This window comes from Pseudomonas lyxosi, from assembly GCF_047758685.1.
GTDB classification, from domain to species: Bacteria; Pseudomonadota; Gammaproteobacteria; order Pseudomonadales; family Pseudomonadaceae; genus Aquipseudomonas; species Aquipseudomonas lyxosi.
In genome coordinates, this window is record NZ_CP180481.1 from 90,069 (window position 1) to 111,308 (window position 21,240).

Annotated in this window: 18 protein-coding genes and 3 tRNA genes; 17 read left to right on the top strand and 4 right to left on the bottom strand. The window is 59.1% G+C overall.

What is annotated here, in order from left to right; translation table 11 throughout:
- Positions 1–24 precede the first annotated feature (24 nt).
- The 7 genes from ACMXYI_RS00425 (at position 25) to ACMXYI_RS00455 (ending at position 7,259) form a co-directional block, all read left to right on the top strand.
- Complete coding sequence (locus tag ACMXYI_RS00425) at positions 25–1,059, top strand: ligase-associated DNA damage response exonuclease (protein WP_415771027.1); 1,035 nt, start codon at positions 25–27, stop codon at positions 1,057–1,059.
- Positions 1,056–2,744 (top strand): ATP-dependent DNA ligase, encoded by a 1,689-nt coding sequence (locus ACMXYI_RS00430; RefSeq protein WP_415771029.1) that lies wholly within the window; start codon positions 1,056–1,058, stop codon positions 2,742–2,744. The genes ACMXYI_RS00425 and ACMXYI_RS00430 overlap by 4 nt, the downstream gene beginning before the upstream one ends.
- A gap of 319 nt (positions 2,745–3,063) precedes the next feature.
- Positions 3,064–3,846 (top strand): transporter substrate-binding domain-containing protein, encoded by a 783-nt coding sequence (locus tag ACMXYI_RS00435; RefSeq protein ID WP_415771031.1) that lies wholly within the window; start codon positions 3,064–3,066, stop codon positions 3,844–3,846.
- A 56-nt stretch (positions 3,847–3,902) separates the two neighbouring features.
- Positions 3,903–4,631 carry an ABC transporter permease gene (locus tag ACMXYI_RS00440; protein ID WP_415771033.1) on the top strand — a complete coding sequence of 243 codons (729 nt, stop codon included), beginning with the start codon at positions 3,903–3,905 and terminating at the stop codon, positions 4,629–4,631.
- Entirely contained in the window at positions 4,628–5,338 is a 711-nt protein-coding gene (locus ACMXYI_RS00445; protein ID WP_415771036.1) for an ABC transporter permease, read from the top strand. Before ACMXYI_RS00440 ends, ACMXYI_RS00445 begins: the two co-directional genes overlap by 4 nt.
- Before the next feature lie 24 nt (positions 5,339–5,362).
- Positions 5,363–6,481, top strand: coding sequence for a succinylglutamate desuccinylase/aspartoacylase family protein (locus tag ACMXYI_RS00450; protein ID WP_415771038.1), 1,119 nt, complete (start codon positions 5,363–5,365; stop codon positions 6,479–6,481).
- A gap of 13 nt (positions 6,482–6,494) precedes the next feature.
- The gene (locus ACMXYI_RS00455; RefSeq protein ID WP_415771039.1) at positions 6,495–7,259 is read left to right on the top strand and encodes an ABC transporter ATP-binding protein; all 765 of its coding nucleotides are present in this window, start codon (positions 6,495–6,497) and stop codon (positions 7,257–7,259) included.
- Positions 7,260–7,353: 94 nt separating this feature from the next.
- On the opposite strand, the gene ACMXYI_RS00460 is transcribed toward ACMXYI_RS00455, so the two are convergent.
- Together ACMXYI_RS00460 and dcd are read right to left on the bottom strand one after the other, a co-directional pair.
- On the bottom strand, positions 7,354–7,563 hold the full coding sequence (locus tag ACMXYI_RS00460; RefSeq protein WP_095197445.1) for a hypothetical protein: 210 nt from the start codon (positions 7,561–7,563) through the stop codon (positions 7,354–7,356).
- 106 nt (positions 7,564–7,669) lie between these two features.
- Positions 7,670–8,236 carry a dCTP deaminase gene (gene dcd, locus ACMXYI_RS00465; protein ID WP_007904652.1) on the bottom strand — a complete coding sequence of 189 codons (567 nt, stop codon included), beginning with the start codon at positions 8,234–8,236 and terminating at the stop codon, positions 7,670–7,672.
- A 354-nt stretch (positions 8,237–8,590) separates the two neighbouring features.
- Between dcd and ACMXYI_RS00470 the strand changes: the two genes are divergently transcribed.
- Positions 8,591–8,800 carry a cold-shock protein gene (locus ACMXYI_RS00470; protein ID WP_002554837.1) on the top strand — a complete coding sequence of 70 codons (210 nt, stop codon included), beginning with the start codon at positions 8,591–8,593 and terminating at the stop codon, positions 8,798–8,800.
- 109 nt (positions 8,801–8,909) lie between these two features.
- Here ACMXYI_RS00470 and ACMXYI_RS00475 read toward each other — a convergent pair whose 3' ends face one another.
- The gene (locus ACMXYI_RS00475) at positions 8,910–9,917 is read right to left on the bottom strand and encodes a DUF481 domain-containing protein (RefSeq protein ID WP_415771042.1); all 1,008 of its coding nucleotides are present in this window, start codon (positions 9,915–9,917) and stop codon (positions 8,910–8,912) included.
- A gap of 163 nt (positions 9,918–10,080) precedes the next feature.
- On the opposite strand from ACMXYI_RS00475, the gene ACMXYI_RS00480 reads away from it, so the two are divergent.
- The 4 genes from ACMXYI_RS00480 (at position 10,081) to ACMXYI_RS00495 (ending at position 14,875) form a co-directional block, all read left to right on the top strand.
- Positions 10,081–10,434 carry an MGMT family protein gene (locus ACMXYI_RS00480; RefSeq protein WP_008153938.1) on the top strand — a complete coding sequence of 118 codons (354 nt, stop codon included), beginning with the start codon at positions 10,081–10,083 and terminating at the stop codon, positions 10,432–10,434.
- A gap of 44 nt (positions 10,435–10,478) precedes the next feature.
- A complete protein-coding gene (locus tag ACMXYI_RS00485) occupies positions 10,479–12,044 on the top strand; it encodes an AmpG family muropeptide MFS transporter (protein WP_415771044.1) in 1,566 nt (521 codons plus the stop codon).
- A 144-nt stretch (positions 12,045–12,188) separates the two neighbouring features.
- Complete coding sequence (locus ACMXYI_RS00490) at positions 12,189–13,904, top strand: proline--tRNA ligase (RefSeq protein ID WP_415771045.1); 1,716 nt, start codon at positions 12,189–12,191, stop codon at positions 13,902–13,904.
- A 17-nt stretch (positions 13,905–13,921) separates the two neighbouring features.
- Positions 13,922–14,875, top strand: a complete 954-nt coding sequence (locus ACMXYI_RS00495; protein WP_415771047.1) for a hypothetical protein — start codon at positions 13,922–13,924, stop codon at positions 14,873–14,875.
- A 47-nt stretch (positions 14,876–14,922) separates the two neighbouring features.
- On the opposite strand, the gene dinB is transcribed toward ACMXYI_RS00495, so the two are convergent.
- Positions 14,923–15,984 (bottom strand): DNA polymerase IV, encoded by a 1,062-nt coding sequence (gene dinB / locus ACMXYI_RS00500; RefSeq protein WP_008153950.1) that lies wholly within the window; start codon positions 15,982–15,984, stop codon positions 14,923–14,925.
- A gap of 301 nt (positions 15,985–16,285) precedes the next feature.
- Between dinB and ACMXYI_RS00505 the strand changes: the two genes are divergently transcribed.
- The 5 genes from ACMXYI_RS00505 (at position 16,286) to ACMXYI_RS00525 (ending at position 21,195) form a co-directional block, all read left to right on the top strand.
- Positions 16,286–16,362 (top strand) — tRNA-Met (locus ACMXYI_RS00505).
- Positions 16,363–16,593: 231 nt separating this feature from the next.
- Positions 16,594–16,670: transfer RNA gene (locus ACMXYI_RS00510), tRNA-Met, on the top strand.
- Between the two features lie 232 nt (positions 16,671–16,902).
- Positions 16,903–16,979, top strand: a tRNA-Met gene (locus ACMXYI_RS00515).
- A gap of 278 nt (positions 16,980–17,257) precedes the next feature.
- On the top strand, positions 17,258–19,900 hold the full coding sequence (gene mprF / locus ACMXYI_RS00520) for a bifunctional lysylphosphatidylglycerol flippase/synthetase MprF (RefSeq protein WP_415771049.1): 2,643 nt from the start codon (positions 17,258–17,260) through the stop codon (positions 19,898–19,900).
- Positions 19,900–21,195 (top strand): virulence factor family protein, encoded by a 1,296-nt coding sequence (locus tag ACMXYI_RS00525; protein ID WP_415771051.1) that lies wholly within the window; start codon positions 19,900–19,902, stop codon positions 21,193–21,195. Before mprF ends, ACMXYI_RS00525 begins: the two co-directional genes overlap by 1 nt.
- The last annotated feature ends 45 nt before the right edge of the window (positions 21,196–21,240 follow it).

Below are 21,240 nucleotides of genomic sequence, written 5' to 3' on the forward strand. Positions count from 1 at the left end.
AAGTCCCTCCACTTTGGTAACAACATGGATCTTGTTATCGCGCGCCCTGAAGGTTTGTACTGCCCGGCCGGGGATTTCTATATCGACCCGTGGCGACCGGTCGAACGTTCAGTCATCACCCACGCTCACGGCGACCATGCCCGCACCGGCAATCAGCATTATCTGGCGGCCGCTCCCGGCGAAGGGATTTTGCGTGCGCGATTGGGTCAGGATATCAACCTGCAAACCCTGCCTTACGGTCAACCTCTGACTCATCACGGCGTAACCCTGAGCTTTCACCCCGCCGGCCATGTGCTTGGCTCAGCCCAGGTGCGTCTGGAATACGGCGGTGAAGTCTGGGTCGCGTCGGGCGATTACAAGATCGAGCCCGACGGCACCTGCGCGCCGTTCGAACCCGTGCGCTGCGATACCTTCATCACAGAATCGACCTTCGGCCTGCCGATTTATCGCTGGCAACCCCAGGCGCACGTCTTCGCCGAGATCAATCAGTGGTGGCAGGCCAATGCCGCCGCCGACAAAACCAGCGTGTTGTTCTGCTATGCCTTCGGCAAAGCCCAGCGCATTCTCCACGGCATCGACGCCAGCCTCGGCCCCATTCTGGTGCATGGCGCTGTGGAACCACTGAACCGGGTGTATCGCGAGAGCGGTATTTACTTACCGCCAACGATCTATGCCGGCGAGGTCCAAAAGAGCGATCCGATGATGCACAAGGCCTTGGTCATCGCCCCACCTTCGGCTGGCGGCAGCACCTGGATACGCCGATTCGGCGACTACAGCGACGGCTTCGCCAGCGGCTGGATGCGTTTGCGTGGCACACGGCGGCGACGTGGCGTGGATCGTGGCTTTGTACTGTCTGACCACGCCGACTGGCCCGGCCTGCTCTGGGCCATCGAACAGACCGGTGCCGAGCGGGTGATAGTTACCCACGGTTCGGTCGGGGTACTGGTGCGCCATCTGCGCGAACAGGGTCTCGATGCCATGGGTTTCAGCACCGAGTACGGCGACGACGAGGAAGAAAGCGCAGCCGTCGAACCCGAGAGTGCCGAGGTACTGCCATGAAGGCGTTCGCCGAGTTGTACGCCGAACTCGACGCCACAACATCGAGCAACGCCAAACTCGCGGCGATGCAAAACTACTTCGCCAAAGCCGCGCCGGAAGATGCCGCATGGGCTGTTTACTTTTTGTCCGGCGGACGGCCTCGGCAACTGGTGCCGGTGCGCATCCTGCGAGAGCTGGCGATGGAGATCTCCGGCCTCGCGCCGTGGCTGTTCGAAGAGAGTTATCAGGCGGTCGGCGATCTGGCGGAAACCATTTCGCTGGTACTGCCCGAAGCGCTTCACAGCTCCACCGATGGATTGGCAGTGTGGATTGAAGACAAACTGCTGCCGCTGCGCGGTGAAACCCCGCAAGTCCTCGCCGAGCGACTGCCTGCCCTGTGGTCGCAACTGGACCGCCAGAGCCTGATGCTGTGCATCAAATTGATCACCGGCAGCTTCCGCGTCGGGGTCTCCAAGCTGCTGGTCACCCGCGCCTTGGCGGCGATGGCCGGGCTCGACAGCAAACGAGTAGCCCAGCGACTGGTGGGGTACACCGACCTGTCCAACCGCCCGAGCGCGCCGGGTTATTTGAAGTTGATCGCCGCCGAATCGTCTGACGAACATGCGCAACGGGGCGGTCAGCCCTACCCGTTTTTCCTCGCTCACGCGCTATCGCAACCCGTTGAACAATTCGAAGCCCTGCTCGGCCCGGTCAGCGATTGGCAAGTGGAATGGAAGTGGGATGGCATCCGCGCCCAAGTGGTCAAACGCGACGGGCGACTGTGGATCTGGTCGCGAGGTGAAGAGCTGGTCACCGAGCGCTTCCCCGAACTCGACAGTCTGGTTCACTGCTTGCCCGAGGGTACGGTGATCGACGGTGAAATCGTCGCCTGGAAAACCGAGCAACCCACCACCGAGGACGCCTTCAACCCTCACTCCCCGGTTTCACCCGCGGTAAAACCTTTCGCTCTGCTGCAACAGCGGATCGGTCGTAAAACCCTGGACAAAAAAATCCTCGAAGAAGTGCCGGTGGTGGTCCTCGCCTACGACCTGCTGGAATGGCAGGGCGAAGACTGGCGCAATCAGACTCAGGCCACGCGTCGCACTCAGCTGGAACAGGTGGTGAAAAGCTGCGCTAACCCGGCGCTGCTGCCCTCGCCTGTGCTCACCGGCGAAGACTGGCTCGACCTCGCCCGACAACGGCAAGCCTCCCGCAAGCTCGGTGTCGAAGGCATGATGCTCAAGGCCCGGGATGCGTTGTATGGCGTCGGGCGCACCAAGGACATGGGCGTCTGGTGGAAATGGAAAGTCGACCCGTTCAGCGTCGACGCGGTGCTGATTTATGCGCAACGCGGCCATGGTCGTCGCGCCAGTCTCTACAGCGATTACACCTTTGCCGTGTGGGACGGGCCGCCTGAGGCGAGCGAACGGGCACTGGTGCCGTTCGCCAAGGCGTATTCGGGGCTGACTGACGAAGAAATGCGCCAGGTAGACAGCATCGTGCGCAAGACCACCGTAGAGAAATTCGGGCCGGTGAGCAGCGTGACGCCGAGCCTGGTGTTTGAACTGGGATTTGAGGGCATCGCCCTGTCCAGACGACACAAGAGCGGGATTGCGGTGCGGTTTCCGAGGATGTTGCGCTGGCGGCAGGATAAGTCGGTCGAAGAAGCTGACAATCTGGGAACGTTGCAGGATTTGTTGGGCTAAGCGGCCCTCTCCCTGATCGTTCCCACGCTCTGCGTGGTAACGCAGCCCGGGACGCTCCGCGTCCCAGATTGGACGCGGAGCGTCCATGGAGGCATTCCCACGCGGAGCGTGGGAACGATCATCCCGAACCAAGTTGGTGCAGCTATTTTCCGGCGCCCGTTTTCGTGCACAAATCCCTCCTTGCCATTTCTTGAATCACCTTTTAAAACACTTGTTCGGGACTCTGGTTCGGAAATTGCTACTTTCATAGGGTCTTACGCTTTCCAGTAACAATAATTCTGCGCCGCAAGCGCTCATATTGGTTTTTAGGGATTGAATAATGAAAAAAGCATTGCTGACCCTTTCTGCACTGGCGTTGTGCATGGCAGCCGGTTCCGCGCTGGCCAAGGAATACAAGGAATTGCGTTTTGGCGTTGACCCTTCCTACGCCCCGTTTGAGTCGAAAGCGGCTGACGGTAGCCTGGTAGGGTTCGACATCGATCTGGGTAACGCGATCTGCGCCGAGCTGAAGGTCAAGTGCAAGTGGGTCGAAAGCGATTTCGACGGCATGATTCCGGGCCTGAAGGCCAATAAATTCGACGGTGTGATCTCATCGATGACCGTCACCCCGGCCCGCGAAAAAGTCATCGACTTCTCCAGCGAGCTGTTCTCCGGCCCAACCGCTTACGTGTCCAAGAAAGGTTCTGGCATCACCGCAGACGTCGCTTCGCTCAAGGGCAAAACCGTCGGCTACGAACAAGGCACCATCCAGGAAGCCTATGCCAAAGCCGTTCTGGACAAGGCGGGCGTGAAAACCCAGGCCTATCAGAACCAGGACCAGGTGTATTCCGACCTGACTTCCGGTCGTCTCGACGCCGGCATCCAGGACATGCTGCAGGCCGAACTGGGCTTTTTGAAGTCGCCAAAAGGCGAGGGTTACGAAATCAGCAAGCCGGTGGACAGCGAATTGCTGCCAGCCAAAACAGCTATCGGTATCTCTAAAGGTAACAAAGACCTCAAGGCACTTTTGGATAAAGGTATCAAAGCGTTACACGACGATGGCACCTACGCCACCATTCAGAAGAAACACTTTGGCGATCTGAATCTGTACAGCGGCAAATAATGCCCGGCGCCCATCTTGCGATGGGCGCTTTTTTCATCCGATCAGGTTGCTGATTTATGTTCGAAAACCTACTACAAAATCTGAGGCTCTCAGCCTTCAGCCTCCAGGGCTTCGGTCCGTTGCTGATGGAAGGCACCTGGATGACCATCAAATTATCGATATTGTCGCTGTTGGTGGCCGTTTTGCTCGGCTTGCTCGGCGCCAGTGCCAAGCTGTCAAAAGTCAAACTGGTGCGCGTCCCGGCCCAGCTCTACACCACACTGATTCGCGGTGTACCGGACCTGGTGCTGATGCTGTTGATCTTCTACAGCCTGCAAACCTGGCTGACGTCGTTTACCGATTTCATGGAATGGGAATACATCGAGATCAACCCGTTCAGCGCCGGGGTCATCACCCTGGGCTTCATTTATGGCGCGTATTTCACCGAAACCTTCCGGGGCGCGATTCTCGCGGTGCCACGGGGTCAGGTCGAAGCGGCAACCGCGTATGGCCTCAAGCGCGGCCAGCGTTTCTGGATCGTGGTGTTTCCGCAGATGATGCGTTTTGCCCTGCCGGGTATCGGTAACAACTGGATGGTGATGCTCAAGGCCACCGCACTGGTCTCGATCATCGGCCTCGCCGACCTGGTCAAGGCTGCGCAAGATGCCGGCAAAAGCACTTATCAGCTGTTCTACTTCCTGGTGCTTGCAGCACTGATTTACCTGCTGATCACCAGCGCCTCCAACTTCGTCCTGCGCTGGCTTGAACGCCGCTACGCCGCCGGTTCCCGGGAGGCGGTACGATGATCGAACTCTTGCAGGAATACTGGAAACCTTTCCTTTATACCGACGGCTACAACATCACCGGTCTGGCCATGACCATGTGGCTGCTCAGCGCGTCGATCTTCATCGGTTTCGTGGTGTCGATCCCGCTGTCCATCGCCCGGGTTTCCCCGCACTTCTACATCCGCTGGCCGGTTCAGTTCTTCACCTACCTGTTCCGGGGTACGCCTCTCTATATTCAGTTGCTGATCTGCTACACCGGGATTTACAGTCTGGCCGCCGTTCGCGCCCAACCTGTACTGGATGCGTTCTTTCGCGATGCGATGAACTGCACGATCCTGGCCTTCGCCCTGAATACCTGCGCCTACACCACGGAGATTTTCGCCGGGGCGATTCGCAGCATGGCGCATGGTGAAGTCGAAGCGGCCAAGGCTTACGGTCTGACAGGCTGGAAGCTTTATGCCTACGTGATCATGCCTTCGGCCTTGCGTCGTTCGTTGCCTTATTACAGCAACGAAGTGATTTTGATGCTGCACTCGACCACCGTGGCCTTCACCGCGACCATCCCGGACATCTTGAAAGTCGCGCGGGACGCCAACTCGGCGACCTTCCTGACCTTCCAGTCGTTCGGCATCGCTGCGCTGATCTACCTGACCGTTACCTTTGCGCTGGTCGGCCTGTTCCGCCTCGCCGAACGCCGATGGCTGGCCTTCCTCGGGCCGACCCACTAGGACCCGCTTTAGGGATAAAGAGACATGCGCCACCAGATTCATGACCTGCTGGCCCCGCTGCCGGGGACCGCTCGACAGATTCACAGTTTTCACTTCGGCCCATCAGCGGCCAAAGGCAAGATCTACATTCAGTCATCCCTGCATGCCGACGAAATACCGGGCATGCTGGTTGCCTGGCACCTCAAGCAACGCTTGGCGGAACTCGAAGCCGCCGGCCGTCTGCGCAGCGAAATCGTGCTGGTGCCGGTGGCCAACCCGGTAGGCCTCGAACAAGTGCTGATGGATGTGCCGCTGGGCCGTTACGACCTCGAAAGCGGGCAGAACTTCAATCGCTGGTTCGTCGATGTGAGCGAAGCCGTCGGCAACGAGATCGAAGGCCTGCTCGGCGACGATCCGCAGCACAACCTCGAACTGATTCGCAGCAGCCTGCGCAATGCCCTCGCCCAACAGACTGCCAGCACGCAACTGCAATCCCAGCGCCTGACCCTGCAACGGCTGGCCTGCGATGCCGACATGGTGCTGGACCTGCATTGCGATTTCGAAGCGGTCGCCCACATCTACACCACGCCCGAGGCCTGGCCGCAGGTCGAGCCGCTGGCGCGCTACATCGGTGCCGAAGCCAGCCTGCTGGCTACCGACTCCGGCGGTCAGTCGTTCGATGAATGCTTCACCCTGCTCTGGTGGCAGTTGAAGGAACGCTTCGGCGAACACTTCGATATTCCGCTGGGCAGTTTCTCGGTCACCGTCGAATTGCGCGGTCAGGGTGACGTCAATCATCCACTGGCCAGCCTCGATTGCCAGGCGCTGATCGATTACCTGATTCATTACGGCGCGATTGCCGGCGAGCCGGCGCCACTACCCGAACTGCCCTACCCGGCCACACCGCTGGCCGGCGTTGAACCGGTGGCAACACCGGTCGGCGGGCTGCTGGTGTTCACCGCGCTGCCCGGGGAATACCTCGAAGCCGGGCAATTGATCGCTGAAATCATCGACCCGATCCTTGATCGCGTCACCCCCGTTCATTGCACCGTTGCCGGGTTGATGTACGCCCGTTCGCTACGGCGCATGGCCACTGCCGGCATGGTGATCGCCCACGTCGCGGGCACCGAAGCCTATCGCAGCGGCTACCTACTTTCGCCTTGAGGATGCATGCCCCATGTACAAACTGACCATTGAAGGCCTGCATAAAAGCTATGGCGAACATGAAGTACTCAAAGGCGTTTCGCTCAAGGCCAACACCGGCGACGTCATCAGCCTGATTGGCGCCAGCGGCTCGGGCAAAAGCACCTTCCTGCGTTGCATCAATTTTCTTGAGCAGCCGAACGACGGCGCCATGAGCCTGGATGGCCAGAACATCCGCATGATCAAGGATCGCCACGGCATGCACGTGGCCGACCCCGATGAACTGCAAAAAATCCGCACCCGCCTGGCCATGGTGTTCCAGCATTTCAACCTGTGGAGCCACATGACCGTGCTGGAAAACATCACCATGGCCCCGCGCCGGGTGCTGGGCTGCAGCAAACAGGAAGCCGAAGACCGCGCACGGCGCTACCTCGACAAGGTCGGGCTGGCGGCGCGCGTGGCGGATCAATACCCGGCGTTTCTTTCCGGTGGCCAGCAGCAACGGGTCGCCATCGCTCGGGCGCTGGCCATGGAACCAGAAGTCATGCTGTTCGACGAACCGACCTCGGCACTCGATCCCGAACTGGTGGGTGAGGTACTCAGGGTGATCCAGGGCCTGGCCGAAGAAGGCCGGACCATGATCATGGTGACCCACGAAATGAGCTTCGCCCGTAAGGTGTCGAGTCAGGTGTTGTTCCTGCACCAAGGGTTGGTGGAGGAAGAAGGTGCACCGGACGATGTGCTGGGCAATCCGAAGAGTGAGCGGTTGAAGCAGTTCCTGAGCGGCAACCTGAAATAGCCTCACTTCCCACCTCTACAACGAAATATGGCCAGTCAGCTGAATTCTTTGAAGACATCAGCTGACTGGCCATTCGTTTTTCGACAGGCGGCGATCAAGCAACGGGCGCGGGAGGTGGCTCATCCGGCAGGGTAGGCTCACCGGGCTCGGTGGGTTGTTCGTTGGGGGTATCGGGATCAGGCTGACCGGGGATGCCCCCTGCCATGCTGATGGGTGGATGTGCCAACAAGGACCAGGCCAAAACGCCAACCTGATTGGGCTCAAGCCTTGCCAGTTCGGCACTTATTTTCGGATCGATCTTCATAGGGCACTCCTGAGCGATGGCCCCGTCCGCGTTGCGCGAACCGGGCAGTACACCCAATAGAGTGTCTACCCGCTCAAGAATTCCCACGACTTGCCAGACGAACGGATCAGGTGCGTGGCAGGGTAACGCCGCGCTGGCCCTGATACTTGCCGCCACGGTCCTTGTAGGACACTTCGCACTCTTCGTCGGATTCAAGGAACAGCATCTGTGCCACGCCTTCGTTCGCGTAGATTTTCGCCGGCAGATTGGTGGTGTTGGAGAACTCCAGGGTCACATGACCCTCCCACTCAGGCTCAAGCGGCGTGACGTTGACGATGATGCCGCAGCGCGCATAGGTGCTTTTACCCAGGCAAATGGTCAATACATTACGCGGAATGCGGAAATATTCGACGGTGCTGGCCAGGGCGAAGGAGTTCGGCGGAATGATGCACACGTCGCTGTGGATGTCGACGAAGCTGCCGGCATCGAAGTTTTTCGGGTCGACGATAGCCGAATTGATGTTGGTGAACACCTTGAAATGATTTGTGCAACGCACATCGTAGCCGTAGCTTGACACGCCGTAGGAGATCACACGGCTATCGTCGCTGCCGCGCACCTGGCGCTCTACGAAGGGCTCGATCATGCCGTGCTCTTGCGCCATGCGGCGAATCCACTTGTCCGATTTGATGCTCATGGCGGGTGTCCTGAATAGCGAGGTGGAGAAAATCTGTCCGGCATCTTACCGGGCGCGCGCTTCGGGTTCAAAGTCCGGGTCACAAATCTTGCCGATCCCCAGTAATTTCCGGCCCTTGCGGGTAAACCGGCGGACCGTCAGTCATGAAAACAGAGAAACCTTCGCAGGAAGCATTGGCACGTTCCGGAAAAAGGGTTAAGGTGGCGCCACTGTGCTGCTTGTGTCACTGAGAATCTCTACACGATATGTTGAATTTCGATCCAACCATCTACAAGAATTTTTCCTGCTCTTTGCACTCAGTCTCGGCCAGGGTTCTTCCTGCGTCGCAGTTATCTTTGTTCAAGGAGTTACACCATGTCTAATCGCCAAACTGGTACCGTTAAGTGGTTCAACGATGAAAAAGGCTTCGGCTTCATCACTCCACAATCCGGTGACGACCTGTTCGTTCACTTCAAAGCTATCCAATCCGACGGCTTCAAAAGCCTGAAAGAAGGCCAACAGGTTTCTTTCATCGCTACCCGCGGTCAGAAAGGCATGCAAGCTGAAGAAGTTCAAGTTATCTAACTTGTACTTGCTTTAGTAAAAAGCCCCGCCCTCAAAAGCGGGGCTTTTTTGTGCCTGTCTGTTTTGCAGGCAAAAAAAATCGCAGCCCATGGCTGCGATTTTTTGCGTCTTACCAGGCCACACCAAACCCAGCGGTGTACCGGGTCTTGTCCAGATCAGCATCGTCGGTGCCGCTAATGATGTCTCGCTCGGCCTTCAGGTTAAGCGACGCCCATTCGGTCACTTTGTAGCGCAAGCCCATCTCGGCATCGAGCGCGTAATCCGCCACGCCCGACAGCGGCTTGCCCACTTCGCCGTTCGTGAAGAACTCCACCTTCTTACCAATCAGGTAGCGGTTGTAGTCCCACTTCATCGCCACGGAATAGAAGTTTTCTTTGCTGCCGTCAGCGAACTCATAGTCCGTGCGGTTGACCAGCGAGCCCAGCGAGAATGCGCCCAGCTCGTTATCCCAGAACTGGTAACCCGGACCAGTACCGACGGTGCGCTGACGGGCCAGCTCTTCGACCTTGTCGCGCTTATAGACCGCGCGCCCTTGCCAGAACCATTTTTCGGTCAGGAAGCGGTCGAGCGAGTATTCGCCCCGCAAGTTATCGGTAGTGACCACGTCATCCTGAAATTCGCGGTTGTACTCGCCTTCTGCGGTGTGTCGCCATCTGCCATGACGCGCAGTGGTCTTGAAGTCGATATCGTAATCGTCGGTGTCTTTCTCGGCCCGCTGATAATCCAGCGCTGCATCGACATTACCCTTCCACACCAAATCCTCTACCACCGGCTTGGGCTTGAGGATCTGCTGAATGCTGGCCAGTTCGACGGTCTTGGGAGCGTCGCCATTGGCCAGGGTGACCTTGCCGTCTTCTGCCGCATGCAGTGCCTTGGCCTTTTCGCCGGTGTAGGCATCCTGCTTGACCAGCAACTGCTGATCGCTTTCCAAGGTTTTGACCTGCTTCCAATCAATCGGGACGGCACCGGCGTATTCGGTCTGGATCAACAGCTTGCCACCATCGAAAACGGTGATCTTGCCGCTCAGCTTGTCACCGTTCTTCAACCAGACGGTATCGGCGAGCAAGGGCGTGGAAGTACTGACGACAGCCAGGCACAGCAGAGTTCTGGACAACATAAGCAAATACAGGCTCAAGTTTGCGAAAAAAAGTCGGCATTATCCATACGAATAAGACCCTAGCAAGGACTGACCCGACTATTTCTATTGAGTTCATTTCTCAATGGGCGATCCAGGATTTACTCTACAGACGGTAAGACGAACTTTTTCAGGAACTGCCGACGTGACCGACTCAACCACTGAAACCGATAGTCCGGCGCAAATCCGACGCACGGCGCTGTACCTGACACTGGCGCAAGTCCCGGAGGGCAAAGTCGTGAGTTACGGTCAACTCGCCGAGTTGGCGGGACTGGGTCGCGCCGCCCGCTTCGTCGGACGGACACTGAGCCAACTGCCGGGCGACAGCAAATTACCCTGGCACCGCGTGCTCGGCGCCGGCGGGCGTATCAGCCTGCCTGCAGGCAGCCCTTCGGGGGATGAACAACGCGCGCGTTTGCGCATGGAGGGCATCAGTATCCTGAACAATCGTGTTGATATTCAGCGCCATGGCTGGCGCCCGGTAGAGCACAGCGGTTAGAGTGCGCGCTTTGTTTCCGTATTTCTTGAGGCAGACTCCAGCCCATGCCCCGTAAAACCTGGCGCGCCGCGCTCGCCGCCTATGCCAGCCCATCGACGCTTGTACTGTTGCTGCTTGGTTTCGCCGCCGGCCTGCCCTACATGCTGGTGTTTTCGACACTTTCGGTCTGGCTGCGCGAAGCCGGCGTGGCTCGCGAAACCATTGGCTATGCAAGCCTGATCGGCCTGGCCTACGCCTTTAAATGGGTCTGGTCACCGCTGCTCGACCAATGGCGCCTGCCATTTCTCGGCAAGCTCGGTCGCCGACGTTCCTGGCTGGTGCTTTCCCAGGCACTGGTCATCCTCGGCCTGATCGGGATGGGTTTCTGCGACCCGCAAAAGCATTTGTCCTGGCTGATCGCTATTGCTGTGGTTGTCGCCTTCGCTTCGGCGACGCAAGACATCGCGGTCGACGCCTATCGCCTGGAAATCGCCGACGACACCCGCCAGGCCGCCCTCGCCGCCAGTTACATGTCCGGTTATCGGATCGCCGCGCTGCTGGCCACCGCTGGCGCCCTGTTCTTCGCTGAGGGCTTCGGTTCCACCGGTTTCAACTATAAGCATTCGGCATGGGCCGGCACCTACATCCTGTTCGGCGCCTTGATGGTTCCGGCGCTGCTGACCTCCTTTTTCATGCGCGAACCGCCGGTGCCGCTGCGCACGCAGCTTCAGGCCGGGCGCTACAGCTTTGTGCATCAACTGGCATCGGTGTTTGTGCTGATCGTACTGTTGGTTTCCGTGCCGGCCATGTTCACTCAGTTGTACAACACCGATTTCGCCAGCGTGCTGTTCGAAGGCGTGAGCGTGCTCGACCTGCTGCTCGAAGACCGCGCGTTCCTGCGGGCAATCCTCTACACCACGCTCACCGCCATGTGCCTGTCGGCCATTGGCCGCCGCGGCCTGGCGCCGGTGCTGACGCCGATCAACGACTTCATTCTGCGCTACCGCTGGCAAGCATTCCTGCTGCTTGGGCTGATCGCCACCTATCGGATGTCCGATACGGTCATGGGCGTGATGGCTAACGTGTTCTACATCGACCAGGGCTTCACCAAGGATCAGATTGCCAGCGTCAGCAAGATCTTTGGCCTGATCATGACCCTGGTCGGCGCCGGCATGGGCGGCCTGCTGATCGTGCGCTTCGGCATCTTGCCGATTCTGCTCATCGGCGGCATTACATCAGCCGGCACCAACCTGCTGTTCCTGATGCTCGCCGACATGGGCGCCAACCTGAACATGCTGATCCTCACCATTTCCCTGGATAACTTCAGTTCGGGCCTGGCGACCTCGGCGTTTGTCGCCTACCTGTCGAGCCTGACCAACCTGAAGTTCTCCGCGACCCAGTACGCCCTGCTCAGCTCGATCATGCTCTTGCTGCCACGCCTGATCGGCGGCTACTCGGGGGTCATGGTGGAGAAATTCGGTTATCACAACTTCTTCCTGATCACTGCCCTGCTGGGCGTACCGACGCTGCTGTTGATCGCGTTGCACTGGTTCCAGGAGAGCCGTCGCGAAGGTCCGACGCCAACGCCGACACCAGAACCGGTTCCGACCCAGGTCGCGGAAGAATCGTAGGTTCTATAGCAGGAAGCAGCGCAGAGGGCGCGGGGATTCCCGCCCTCTCGCCACACCCCGCCGACCGCACGCCTGTACGCCAGCAGATCTCGCCCGTACAATGCTCCGTCATTTCTCGTCATCAGCAACCGACAACGGCCAACCATGCGCACCAGTCAATTTTTGCTCGCCACACAGAAAGAAACGCCTTCCGACGCGGTCGTGATCAGCCATCAGCTGATGCTGCGCGCCGGCATGATCCGCAAACTCGCCTCGGGCCTGTACACCTGGCTGCCGATGGGCTTGCGAGTGATGCGCAAGGTCGAAGCCGTCGTTCGTGAAGAAATGAACGCCGCGGGCTCTCTCGAAGTGTTGATGCCGAGCACCCAACCGGCTGAGTTGTGGCAGGAATCCGGTCGCTGGGAAGAATACGGCCCTGAATTGTTGCGCTTCAAGGATCGCCACGGTCGCGATTTCTGCGCCGGCCCGACTCACGAAGAAGTCATCACTGACCTGATGCGCAACGAGTTGAGCAGCTACAAACAGCTGCCGATCAACCTGTATCAGATCCAGACCAAATTCCGCGATGAAATCCGTCCACGCTTCGGTTTGATGCGCGGTCGCGAATTCATCATGAAGGACGCCTACTCCTTCCACGCCGACCAGCCATCGCTGCAGGTCACCTATGACCGCATGCACCAGGCGTATTGCAACGTGTTCACCCGTCTGGGCCTGAAATTCCGCCCGGTTGAAGCCGACAACGGCTCGATCGGTGGTGCTGGCTCCCACGAGTTCCACGTACTGGCCGAATCCGGCGAAGACGATATCGTCTTCAGCAACGGTTCCGACTACGCGGCGAACATCGAGAAAGCCGAAGCCGTGCCACGCGAAACTTCCCGCGCCGCACCAACCGAAGAGCTGCGCCTGGTCGACACGCCGAACGCCAAGACCATTGCGCAACTGGTCGAAGGCTTCAACCTGCCGATTGAAAAGACCATCAAGACCCTCGTGGTTCACGCTGAAGAGAAAGGCAAGCTGATTGCCCTGATCATCCGTGGCGACCACGAGCTGAACGAAATCAAGGCCGGCAACCAGCCTGGCGTTGCCAGCCCGCTGGTCATGGCCTCCGAAGCCGAACTGCGCGACGCCATTGGCGCCGGCGCCGGCTCCCTGGGCCCGTTGAACCTGCCGCTGCCAATCATCATCGACCGTTCCGTCGAGCTGATGAGCGACTTCGGCATCGGTGCCAACATCGATGACAAACACTATTTCGGCGTGAACTGGGAGCGTGATCTGCCGGTTCCGACCGTTGCCGACCTGCGCAACGTGGTCGCCGGCGACCCGAGCCCGGATGGCAAGGGCACCCTGGAAATCAAGCGCGGCATCGAAGTCGGGCACATCTTCCAGCTGGGCAACAAGTACAGCAAAGCGATGAAGTGCGAAGTACTGGGCGAGAATGGCAAGCCAGTGACCCTGGAAATGGGTTGCTACGGCATCGGCGTTTCCCGCGTGGTGGCTGCGGCGATCGAGCAGAACAACGACGCCAACGGAATCATCTGGAGTGACACGCTGGCCCCGTTCCAGATCGCTCTGGTACCGCTGCGCTACGAAACCGAACAGGTTCGCGAAGCCACCGACAAGCTGTATGCAGAATTGACTGCCGCCGGCTTCGAAGTACTGCTGGACGACCGCGACAAGAAAACCAGCCCGGGCATCAAGTTCGCGGACATGGAGCTGATCGGCATTCCTCACCGGATCGTGGTCAGTGACCGCGGCCTCGCCGAGGGCAATCTTGAATACAAGAGCCGCACCGAGCCCGAAGCGCAAGCGCTGCCGGTCGCAGACGTGCTGTCCTTCCTTCAGTCCCGTATCCGCCGCTGACACCAGATAGAGAAGTCATGTTCAAGCGAAACACCTTAGGCCTCGGTGGTGCCGCCCTGTGCGGCACCCTGCTGGTCAGCGGCTGTGCCAATCACATGTCACAACGCAGCGAGCACGAGGAACGTGTCGAGCGTAAATTGCTCGATCACAGCCTGCAGATTGATGTCGGCGAGCCAAAGGTGCTTGAGCTGCCGCAACGTCGGGTGAAGATCCACGAGCAGAAGACGTTCGAAGTCACCGAATTCGAAGTCACACGCCACTACGACCGCTACACGCCTTACCAACCCTGGCGGGAGGCTTACGAGATTCCGCTGGGTGCGGTGGCCGTGGTGGCCGGTGTCGGTGCGAACGTGGTCAATGTGTTCGCCCTCGGCAACCTGCCGGACAGCGTGACGAAAGACTGGTTGAGCTACGGTTTCGCCGGGCTCAACCCGTTCATGAACGTGCAGTCTCATGGTCGCGCGCAACAGAACCTGGCGGGAATCGACGAGGTCCAGCTCGACAAGCGCACCGAATACTCGAGCCTGCCATGGAGCGAGCGTCCGGTTGAGGTCAAGGCCGGCAAGGAAACGTTCGAGATGAGCACCGACAAAAACGGTGTATTGCGCGTGAACCTGCTGGACAGCCCGTTCGCCGAACACGACATCAATCATTTGAGCCGACTGCTGATCAGTGTCCAGGATGCTCAGGACGACGTGCACACCAATTCGTCCCTGGCGGTCAGTAGCTCCTTGCGTGGCAAGCTGCTCGAAGCTCACGGACTGATTTACGACGACCTCGAAGACGACGAAGTGAGCCAGTGGGTACACCGGGTCAAACGCTTGTCGGAACTGGGTCTGGAAGAAGAAGCCACCGAGCTGGAACAAAGCCTGATCGAACTGACGCGCAACGATCCCGAGTTGCAGACCGAATTCCTCAAGTCGTTGACCAAGGATGCCGGGCGACTGGTAGCGGATCCGGGACCGAATTAAGGCCCCTTAAAAGATCGTCCGCATGGGCGATCTTTTGCTTTCAGGTCTCAACGCTCAAACAACTCCATCTGCTCAAACCCGCCCCGCAAATCCTCCAGCCGCACCCCAATCCCCAACAACCGCACCGGTTTCCCGCCGCGATTGAACGCCTGGGTCAGCAACAACTGATAGCTCCCCAAATCCCGCCCTGCCCCGGCCTGCTCCAGAGTGGTCTGGGTGAAGTCATGGAATTTCACTTTGACGAACGGCTTGCCCGGTCGATAGCTGCTGTCGATTCTCGCCATGCGGCCGGCCAGGGTTTCCAGTAACTCGGGTAATTTATCGAGGCAGCTCACCAGATCCGGCAGGTCGACGTCGTAGGTGTTTTCGACACTGATCGACTGTCGACGACTATCGTTGTGCACCAACCGGTCATCGATCCCACGGGCCAGGCTCCAGAGTCGCTCGCCGAAGCTGCCAAATTCCCGCACAAGCGCCAACTTGTCCCATTCGCGCAGATGCGAACAATCGACGATGCCGAGCCTGCCTAATTTGTCTGCGGTCACTTTGCCAACGCCGTGCAGCTTGCTCACCGGCAAACCACTGACAAAATCCTCGACCTGATCCGGCGTAATGACGAACAAGCCGTTGGGCTTCTTCCAGTCGCTGGCGATCTTGGCCAGAAACTTGTTCGGCGCAACGCCCGCCGAAACGGTGATGTGCAGCTGATTAGAGACGCGACGGCGAATGTCCTGGGCGATCCGCGTGGCGCTGCCACCGAAATGCGCGCTGTCCGACACGTCGAGGTAGGCCTCATCCAGCGAAAGCGGCTCGATCAAGTCGGTGTAATCGCGAAAGATCGTGTGAATTTCCTTGGAGGCTTCTCTATAGGCATCCATGCGTGGCTTGACGATGGTCAGGTCCGGGCACAGCTTCAAGGCATGTCCGGAAGACATGGCCGAGCGTACCCCATAAGCCCGCGCTTCATAATTGCAGGTGGCGATCACTCCACGCCGATCCGCAGAACCGCCCACTGCCAGAGGTTTCCCGGCCAGGCGCGGGTCGTCACGCATCTCGATGGCGGCGTAGAAGCAGTCACAATCGACGTGGATGATTTTTCGCTGCGTCATATAAATGCAGTGTTCATGGTGAAGAAATGGCGTATTGGCGAGTCAGATCGGCAGTATCTCACTGACACCTGTATATAGCACCAGTACTCTGAATGTTCTTTTCCACCCGTAGGAAAAGTGCCGGATGAATTTATTTTTTCAATCGAGAAGCTTCACGCGATAGAGCTGAAAGCCTTGCCACACCGACCTTACAGCCAATCACTCAGCCCTGTTTTCAAGCTAAGCGATTGAACGGGAAGAGGTTTTCTCTGGATTGAAGGTTGACAGCTTACCGATCCTCTGTAGAATACCGACACACAGACGCGGGATGGAGCAGTCTGGTAGCTCGTCGGGCTCATAACCCGAAGGTCGTCGGTTCAAATCCGGCTCCCGCAACCAAACATCAAAAAAGGCTACTCGAAAGAGTGGCCTTTTTTGTGCGCGTCTCTTTTGTAAACACGAGATAGAAAAGAGCGGGTAACGGCTGACGGTGCAGGATTGAGAAATCGTTCTGATTCCGAAACTTAAGTCTCCCTCACGACCGTTCGCCGCTCATTTGCACTTATTTCGCCCTATTCAGGATTAACGGTAGACACTCCGGCGTTCGCCTGTAGAATGCCGCCACACAGACGCGGGATGGAGCAGTCTGGTAGCTCGTCGGGCTCATAACCCGAAGGTCGTCGGTTCAAATCCGGCTCCCGCAACCAAACATCAAAAAAGGCTACTCGAAAGAGTGGCCTTTTTTGTGCGCGTCTCTTTTGTAAATATGAGCATAGATACGAGCGGGTTACGTCTGACGGCGCAGAAACGAGAAATCGTTCTGATTCCGAAACTTAAGTCCCCCTCACGACCGTTCGCCGCTCAATTACGCTTATTTGACCCTATTCAGGATTAACGGTTGACACTCCGACGTTCGCCTGTAGAATGCCGCCACACAGACGCGGGATGGAGCAGTCTGGTAGCTCGTCGGGCTCATAACCCGAAGGTCGTCGGTTCAAATCCGGCTCCCGCAACCAAACATCAAAAAAGGCTACTCGAAAGAGTGGCCTTTTTTGTATCTGTTGAAAAAGTCCTTTCGCAACAATGATCTGCCACTGTGTAGCGAGCCGTTCGGGATCACCCATGCTCTGAGCCCAGACTATCCTGAACCTCAGACAGAACCCTCTACGACTGATGACGCACCATCGCCGATACCCGGTGAGAGGCGTTAATATTTGTGATTATTTTTTTCTACAGGGATTGGTAACTTGGCTGGATACCCCCATCCTGTCGCGCACAATCCAAGAGGTGATTGATGCGCGCCAACTCGTCTGATCCACAAGACACCGTCACAGCGACACAACCGATCAAGGCCGAGCGTCTGCGCTTGCTTGATCGAATCAGTAAATACCGTCAGCCCATCGGCCTGGCGGTCACTCTGCTGCTGTTCGCTATCGCGCTGATTGCCTGTCGTCATCTGCTGAGCGAACTCGATCTGTACGCTTTGCATGACTCGATTCTCGAAGTTCCGAAACCGGCATTATTGGGCGCGCTGGGCGCGACCGTGGTCGGCTTCATTATCCTGCTGGGCTACGAATGGTCGGCCAGCCGCTACGCAGGCGTGAATCTGGCGCCGCGAATCCTGGCCCTGGGCGGGTTCACCGCATTCGCCATCGGCAATGCCATCGGCCTTTCGATGCTCTCGGGGGGCTCGGTTCGTTACCGTTTATATGCACGTCATGGCCTAGGCGCCTCTGAAGTCGCGCATATGACGCTGTTCGCCAGCCTCTCGCTCGGCTGCGCCCTGCCCCCTCTGGCCGCCCTCGCCACCCTCAGCAACCTGCCTGGCGCCTCTGCCGCCCTGGGTTTGTCCGAGACCTTGCTGGGCGCCATCGCCGCGGCCGTTTTGCTGTTGTTCACGGTACTGGCCATCGGCATCTACCGCCGTCGCCTGCCAGAGCAACCTTACCCGGATAACCTGCTGGTCAAGGTCGGACGCCGCACCTTGCGCCTCCCAGGCCGTCGCCTGACGTTCCTGCAACTGATCATCACTGCCCTGGACGTAGCCGCCGCGGCGACCGTGCTCTATCTGTTGCTGCCTGAAGCACCGCCCTTCGGCGCGTTCCTGCTGGTGTACCTGCTGGCACTGGCCGCCGGTGTGCTCAGCCATGTTCCCGGCGGTGTCGGAGTATTCGAAGCGATTCTGCTGGCTGCCTTCTCCAACACACTCGGCGCCGCGCCACTCGCTGCCGCCCTGCTGCTCTATCGCCTGATCTATGTGGTGCTGCCGTTGCTGGTGGCCTGCGTATTCCTGCTGATCAATGAAGGGCAGCGCCTGTTTCAATCGCGTCAGTCCTTAAGGGTCGCGTCGGGCCTGGCCGCGCCGATTCTGGCGGTGCTGGTATTTTTGTCCGGCGTGGTGCTGCTGTTCTCCGGTGCCACCCCGGAAATCGACACACGCCTGGAGCACATCGGCTTTCTGATCCCGCATCGACTGGTCGACGCCTCGCACTTCGGTGCCAGTCTGATCGGCGTGCTTTGCTTGCTGCTGGCCCAAGGGCTGCGCCGCCGACTGTCAGCCGCCTGGATGCTGACCACCATATTGTTGCTGGTCGCTGCCCTGCTCTCTCTGCTCAAGGGTTTCGACTGGGAAGAAGCCTGCCTGCTGACCCTGACTGCGAGCTTGCTGGGGGTTTTCCGCAGCTCGTTCTATCGCCCCAGCCGTCTGACCGAGGTGCCGTTCTCGCCGCTGTATCTGGTGGCGAGCCTGTGCGTACTCGGTGCGTCGATCTGGCTGTTGCTGTTCGCCTATCAGGACGTTCCGTACAGCCATCAGCTCTGGTGGCAATTCACCCTCGACGCCGATGCCCCGCGGGGCTTGCGCTCGCTGCTCGGCGCCGCCGTGCTGCTGGTGGTGGTGTCCCTGACCTGGCTGCTGCGAACTGCACGCCCGGTGATCCATCTGCCAACGCCCGATGAAATGGGCCGTGCGGTAAAGATCCTCATGGCCTCCGCACAACCGGATGGTGGCCTCGCCCTGACCGGTGACAAGGCGCTGCTGTTTCACCCCAATGACGAGGCGTTCCTGATGTACGCCCGCCGTGGTCGCAGCCTGGTGGCCTTGTATGACCCGATCGGCCCGACCCAGCAACGGGCGGAAATGATCTGGCAGTTCCGCGACCTTTGCGACATCCACCACGCCCGTCCTGTGTTCTATCAAGTGCGCGCCGAGAACCTGCCGTACTACATGGACATCGGCCTGACCGCGATCAAGCTCGGCGAAGAAGCCCGGGTCGATCTGCTTCGCTTTGATCTCGAGGCCAAAGGCAAAGAGATGAAAGACCTTCGTTACACCTGGAACCGTGGCACTCGCGATGGCTTGTCGCTGGAGATCTTTGATCCTGGGCAAGCGCCGATGGATGAACTCAAGGTAATTTCCGACGCCTGGCTGACCGGCAAGAACGTGCGCGAGAAAGGTTTCTCGCTCGGCCGTTTCAGCGATGATTACCTCAAACATTTCCGCGTCGCGGTGATTCGTTTCGAAGGGCGCCCGGTGGCGTTCGCCAACCTGCTCGAGACTTATGGCCATGAACTGGCCAGCCTCGACCTGATGCGCGCGCACCCGGATGCCCCCAAGCTGACCATGGAGTTCATGATGGTCGGCCTGATCCAACATTATAAAAATCATGGATACGCGCGCTTCAGCCTGGGCATGGTGCCGTTGTCGGGGTTGCAACCCCGTCGTGGCGCACCACTGACCCAGCGTCTGGGCTCGATGGTTTTCCGCCGTGGTGAGCAGCTCTACAACTTTCAAGGCTTGCGCCGTTTCAAAGACAAGTTCCAGCCTGACTGGGAACCCCGTTATATGGCCGTGCCCGCCGGACTCGATCCGCTGGTTGCCCTGGCCGACACTGCTGCCCTGATTGCGGGCGGCTTGACTGGATTGGTGAAACGCTGATGATTCAACGCTCCTTGCGGTACGTACTGGCCACACTGGTAGTGCTGGCCCTGATTCTCGGTGGCGGTTACTGGTACCTGAAACGCCCGGCACCCGAACCGACCCTCGAACAGCTGACACCGGCCGATGGCGCCGCGATGACCCGTGTCATCCCCGGCAACACACCACGCGCCCAAGTGCTGGTGGCGGTCAATGAAGACCAGAAGCTCAGCAACAAACAGTTGATGACCCTGAGCCGCAGCGGCTCGGCGCAGATAGTTCAGGTGATCCTGCCCAAAGACTGCCTGCTGCAAAGTCGCGCCCTGCAATCGGCCCTGAGAGAACTCAAAGGCCCGGCAACCCTGGTCAGCGGCATCGGCCCTGGCGCCGTGCTGGCGTGGCGCTGGTTGTCCGAGCAGAAGGACGACAAGGCTCAGGCCGTCTCCGTCGACCTGGCACTGGAAAAACCCGGCTGCACGCACCTGCTACCGAAAAGCGCCACTCACGGCCACTGGCTGGTGGCCTGGAACGACAACCCGGACGACACCAGCGCCGGTTTCGTACGCGATCAACCCAATGCCGAAACCAGCATCAGCGACTACGACATCAACCTGCCGCAAGTGCTGAACAACGAGTTGCGCAAGATCCTTGTCGGTGGCGATAAAGCCGCTGGCGGCCTGCAGATTCCGGTGGTCGAAGTCCCGGCCGGCCAGGCCAAGGACACTGTGACCCTGTTCCTCTCCGGTGACGGCGGCTGGCGCGACCTTGACCGCGACGTCGCGGGCGAGATGGCCAAGATCGGCTACCCGGTCGTCGGCATCGACACCCTGCGCTACTACTGGCAACACAAGAGCCCGGAGCAAAGTGCCCTGGACCTGGCCGAACTGATGCAGCACTACCGGCAGAAATGGGGCACCAAGCGCTTCATCCTGACCGGTTACTCGTTCGGCGCCGACGTCCTGCCAGCCATCTACAACCGTCTGGAGCCATCGGAACAGCAACGGGTCGACGCGATCATCCTTCTGGCCTTCGCCCGCACTGGCAGCTTCGAAATCGAAGTAGAAGGCTGGCTCGGCAACGCCGGGAAAGAAGCCGCCACCGGCCCGGAAATGGCCAAGCTGCCGCCGGAGAAAGTGGTGTGCATCTACGGTGAAGAAGAAGTCGACGAGAGCGGCTGTACCGACAAGACTGCCGTGGGTGAGGCGATGAAATTGCCGGGTGGCCATCACTTCGACGAGAACTATCCGAAGCTGGCGCAGCGGTTGGTGGACATCATCGAGAAGCGACAAGCCAAGGGTGAGACGGCTCAGGAGTGATCTGATTTCCGCCCACAGAAAAGCCCTCGCTAACTCACGGTAGCG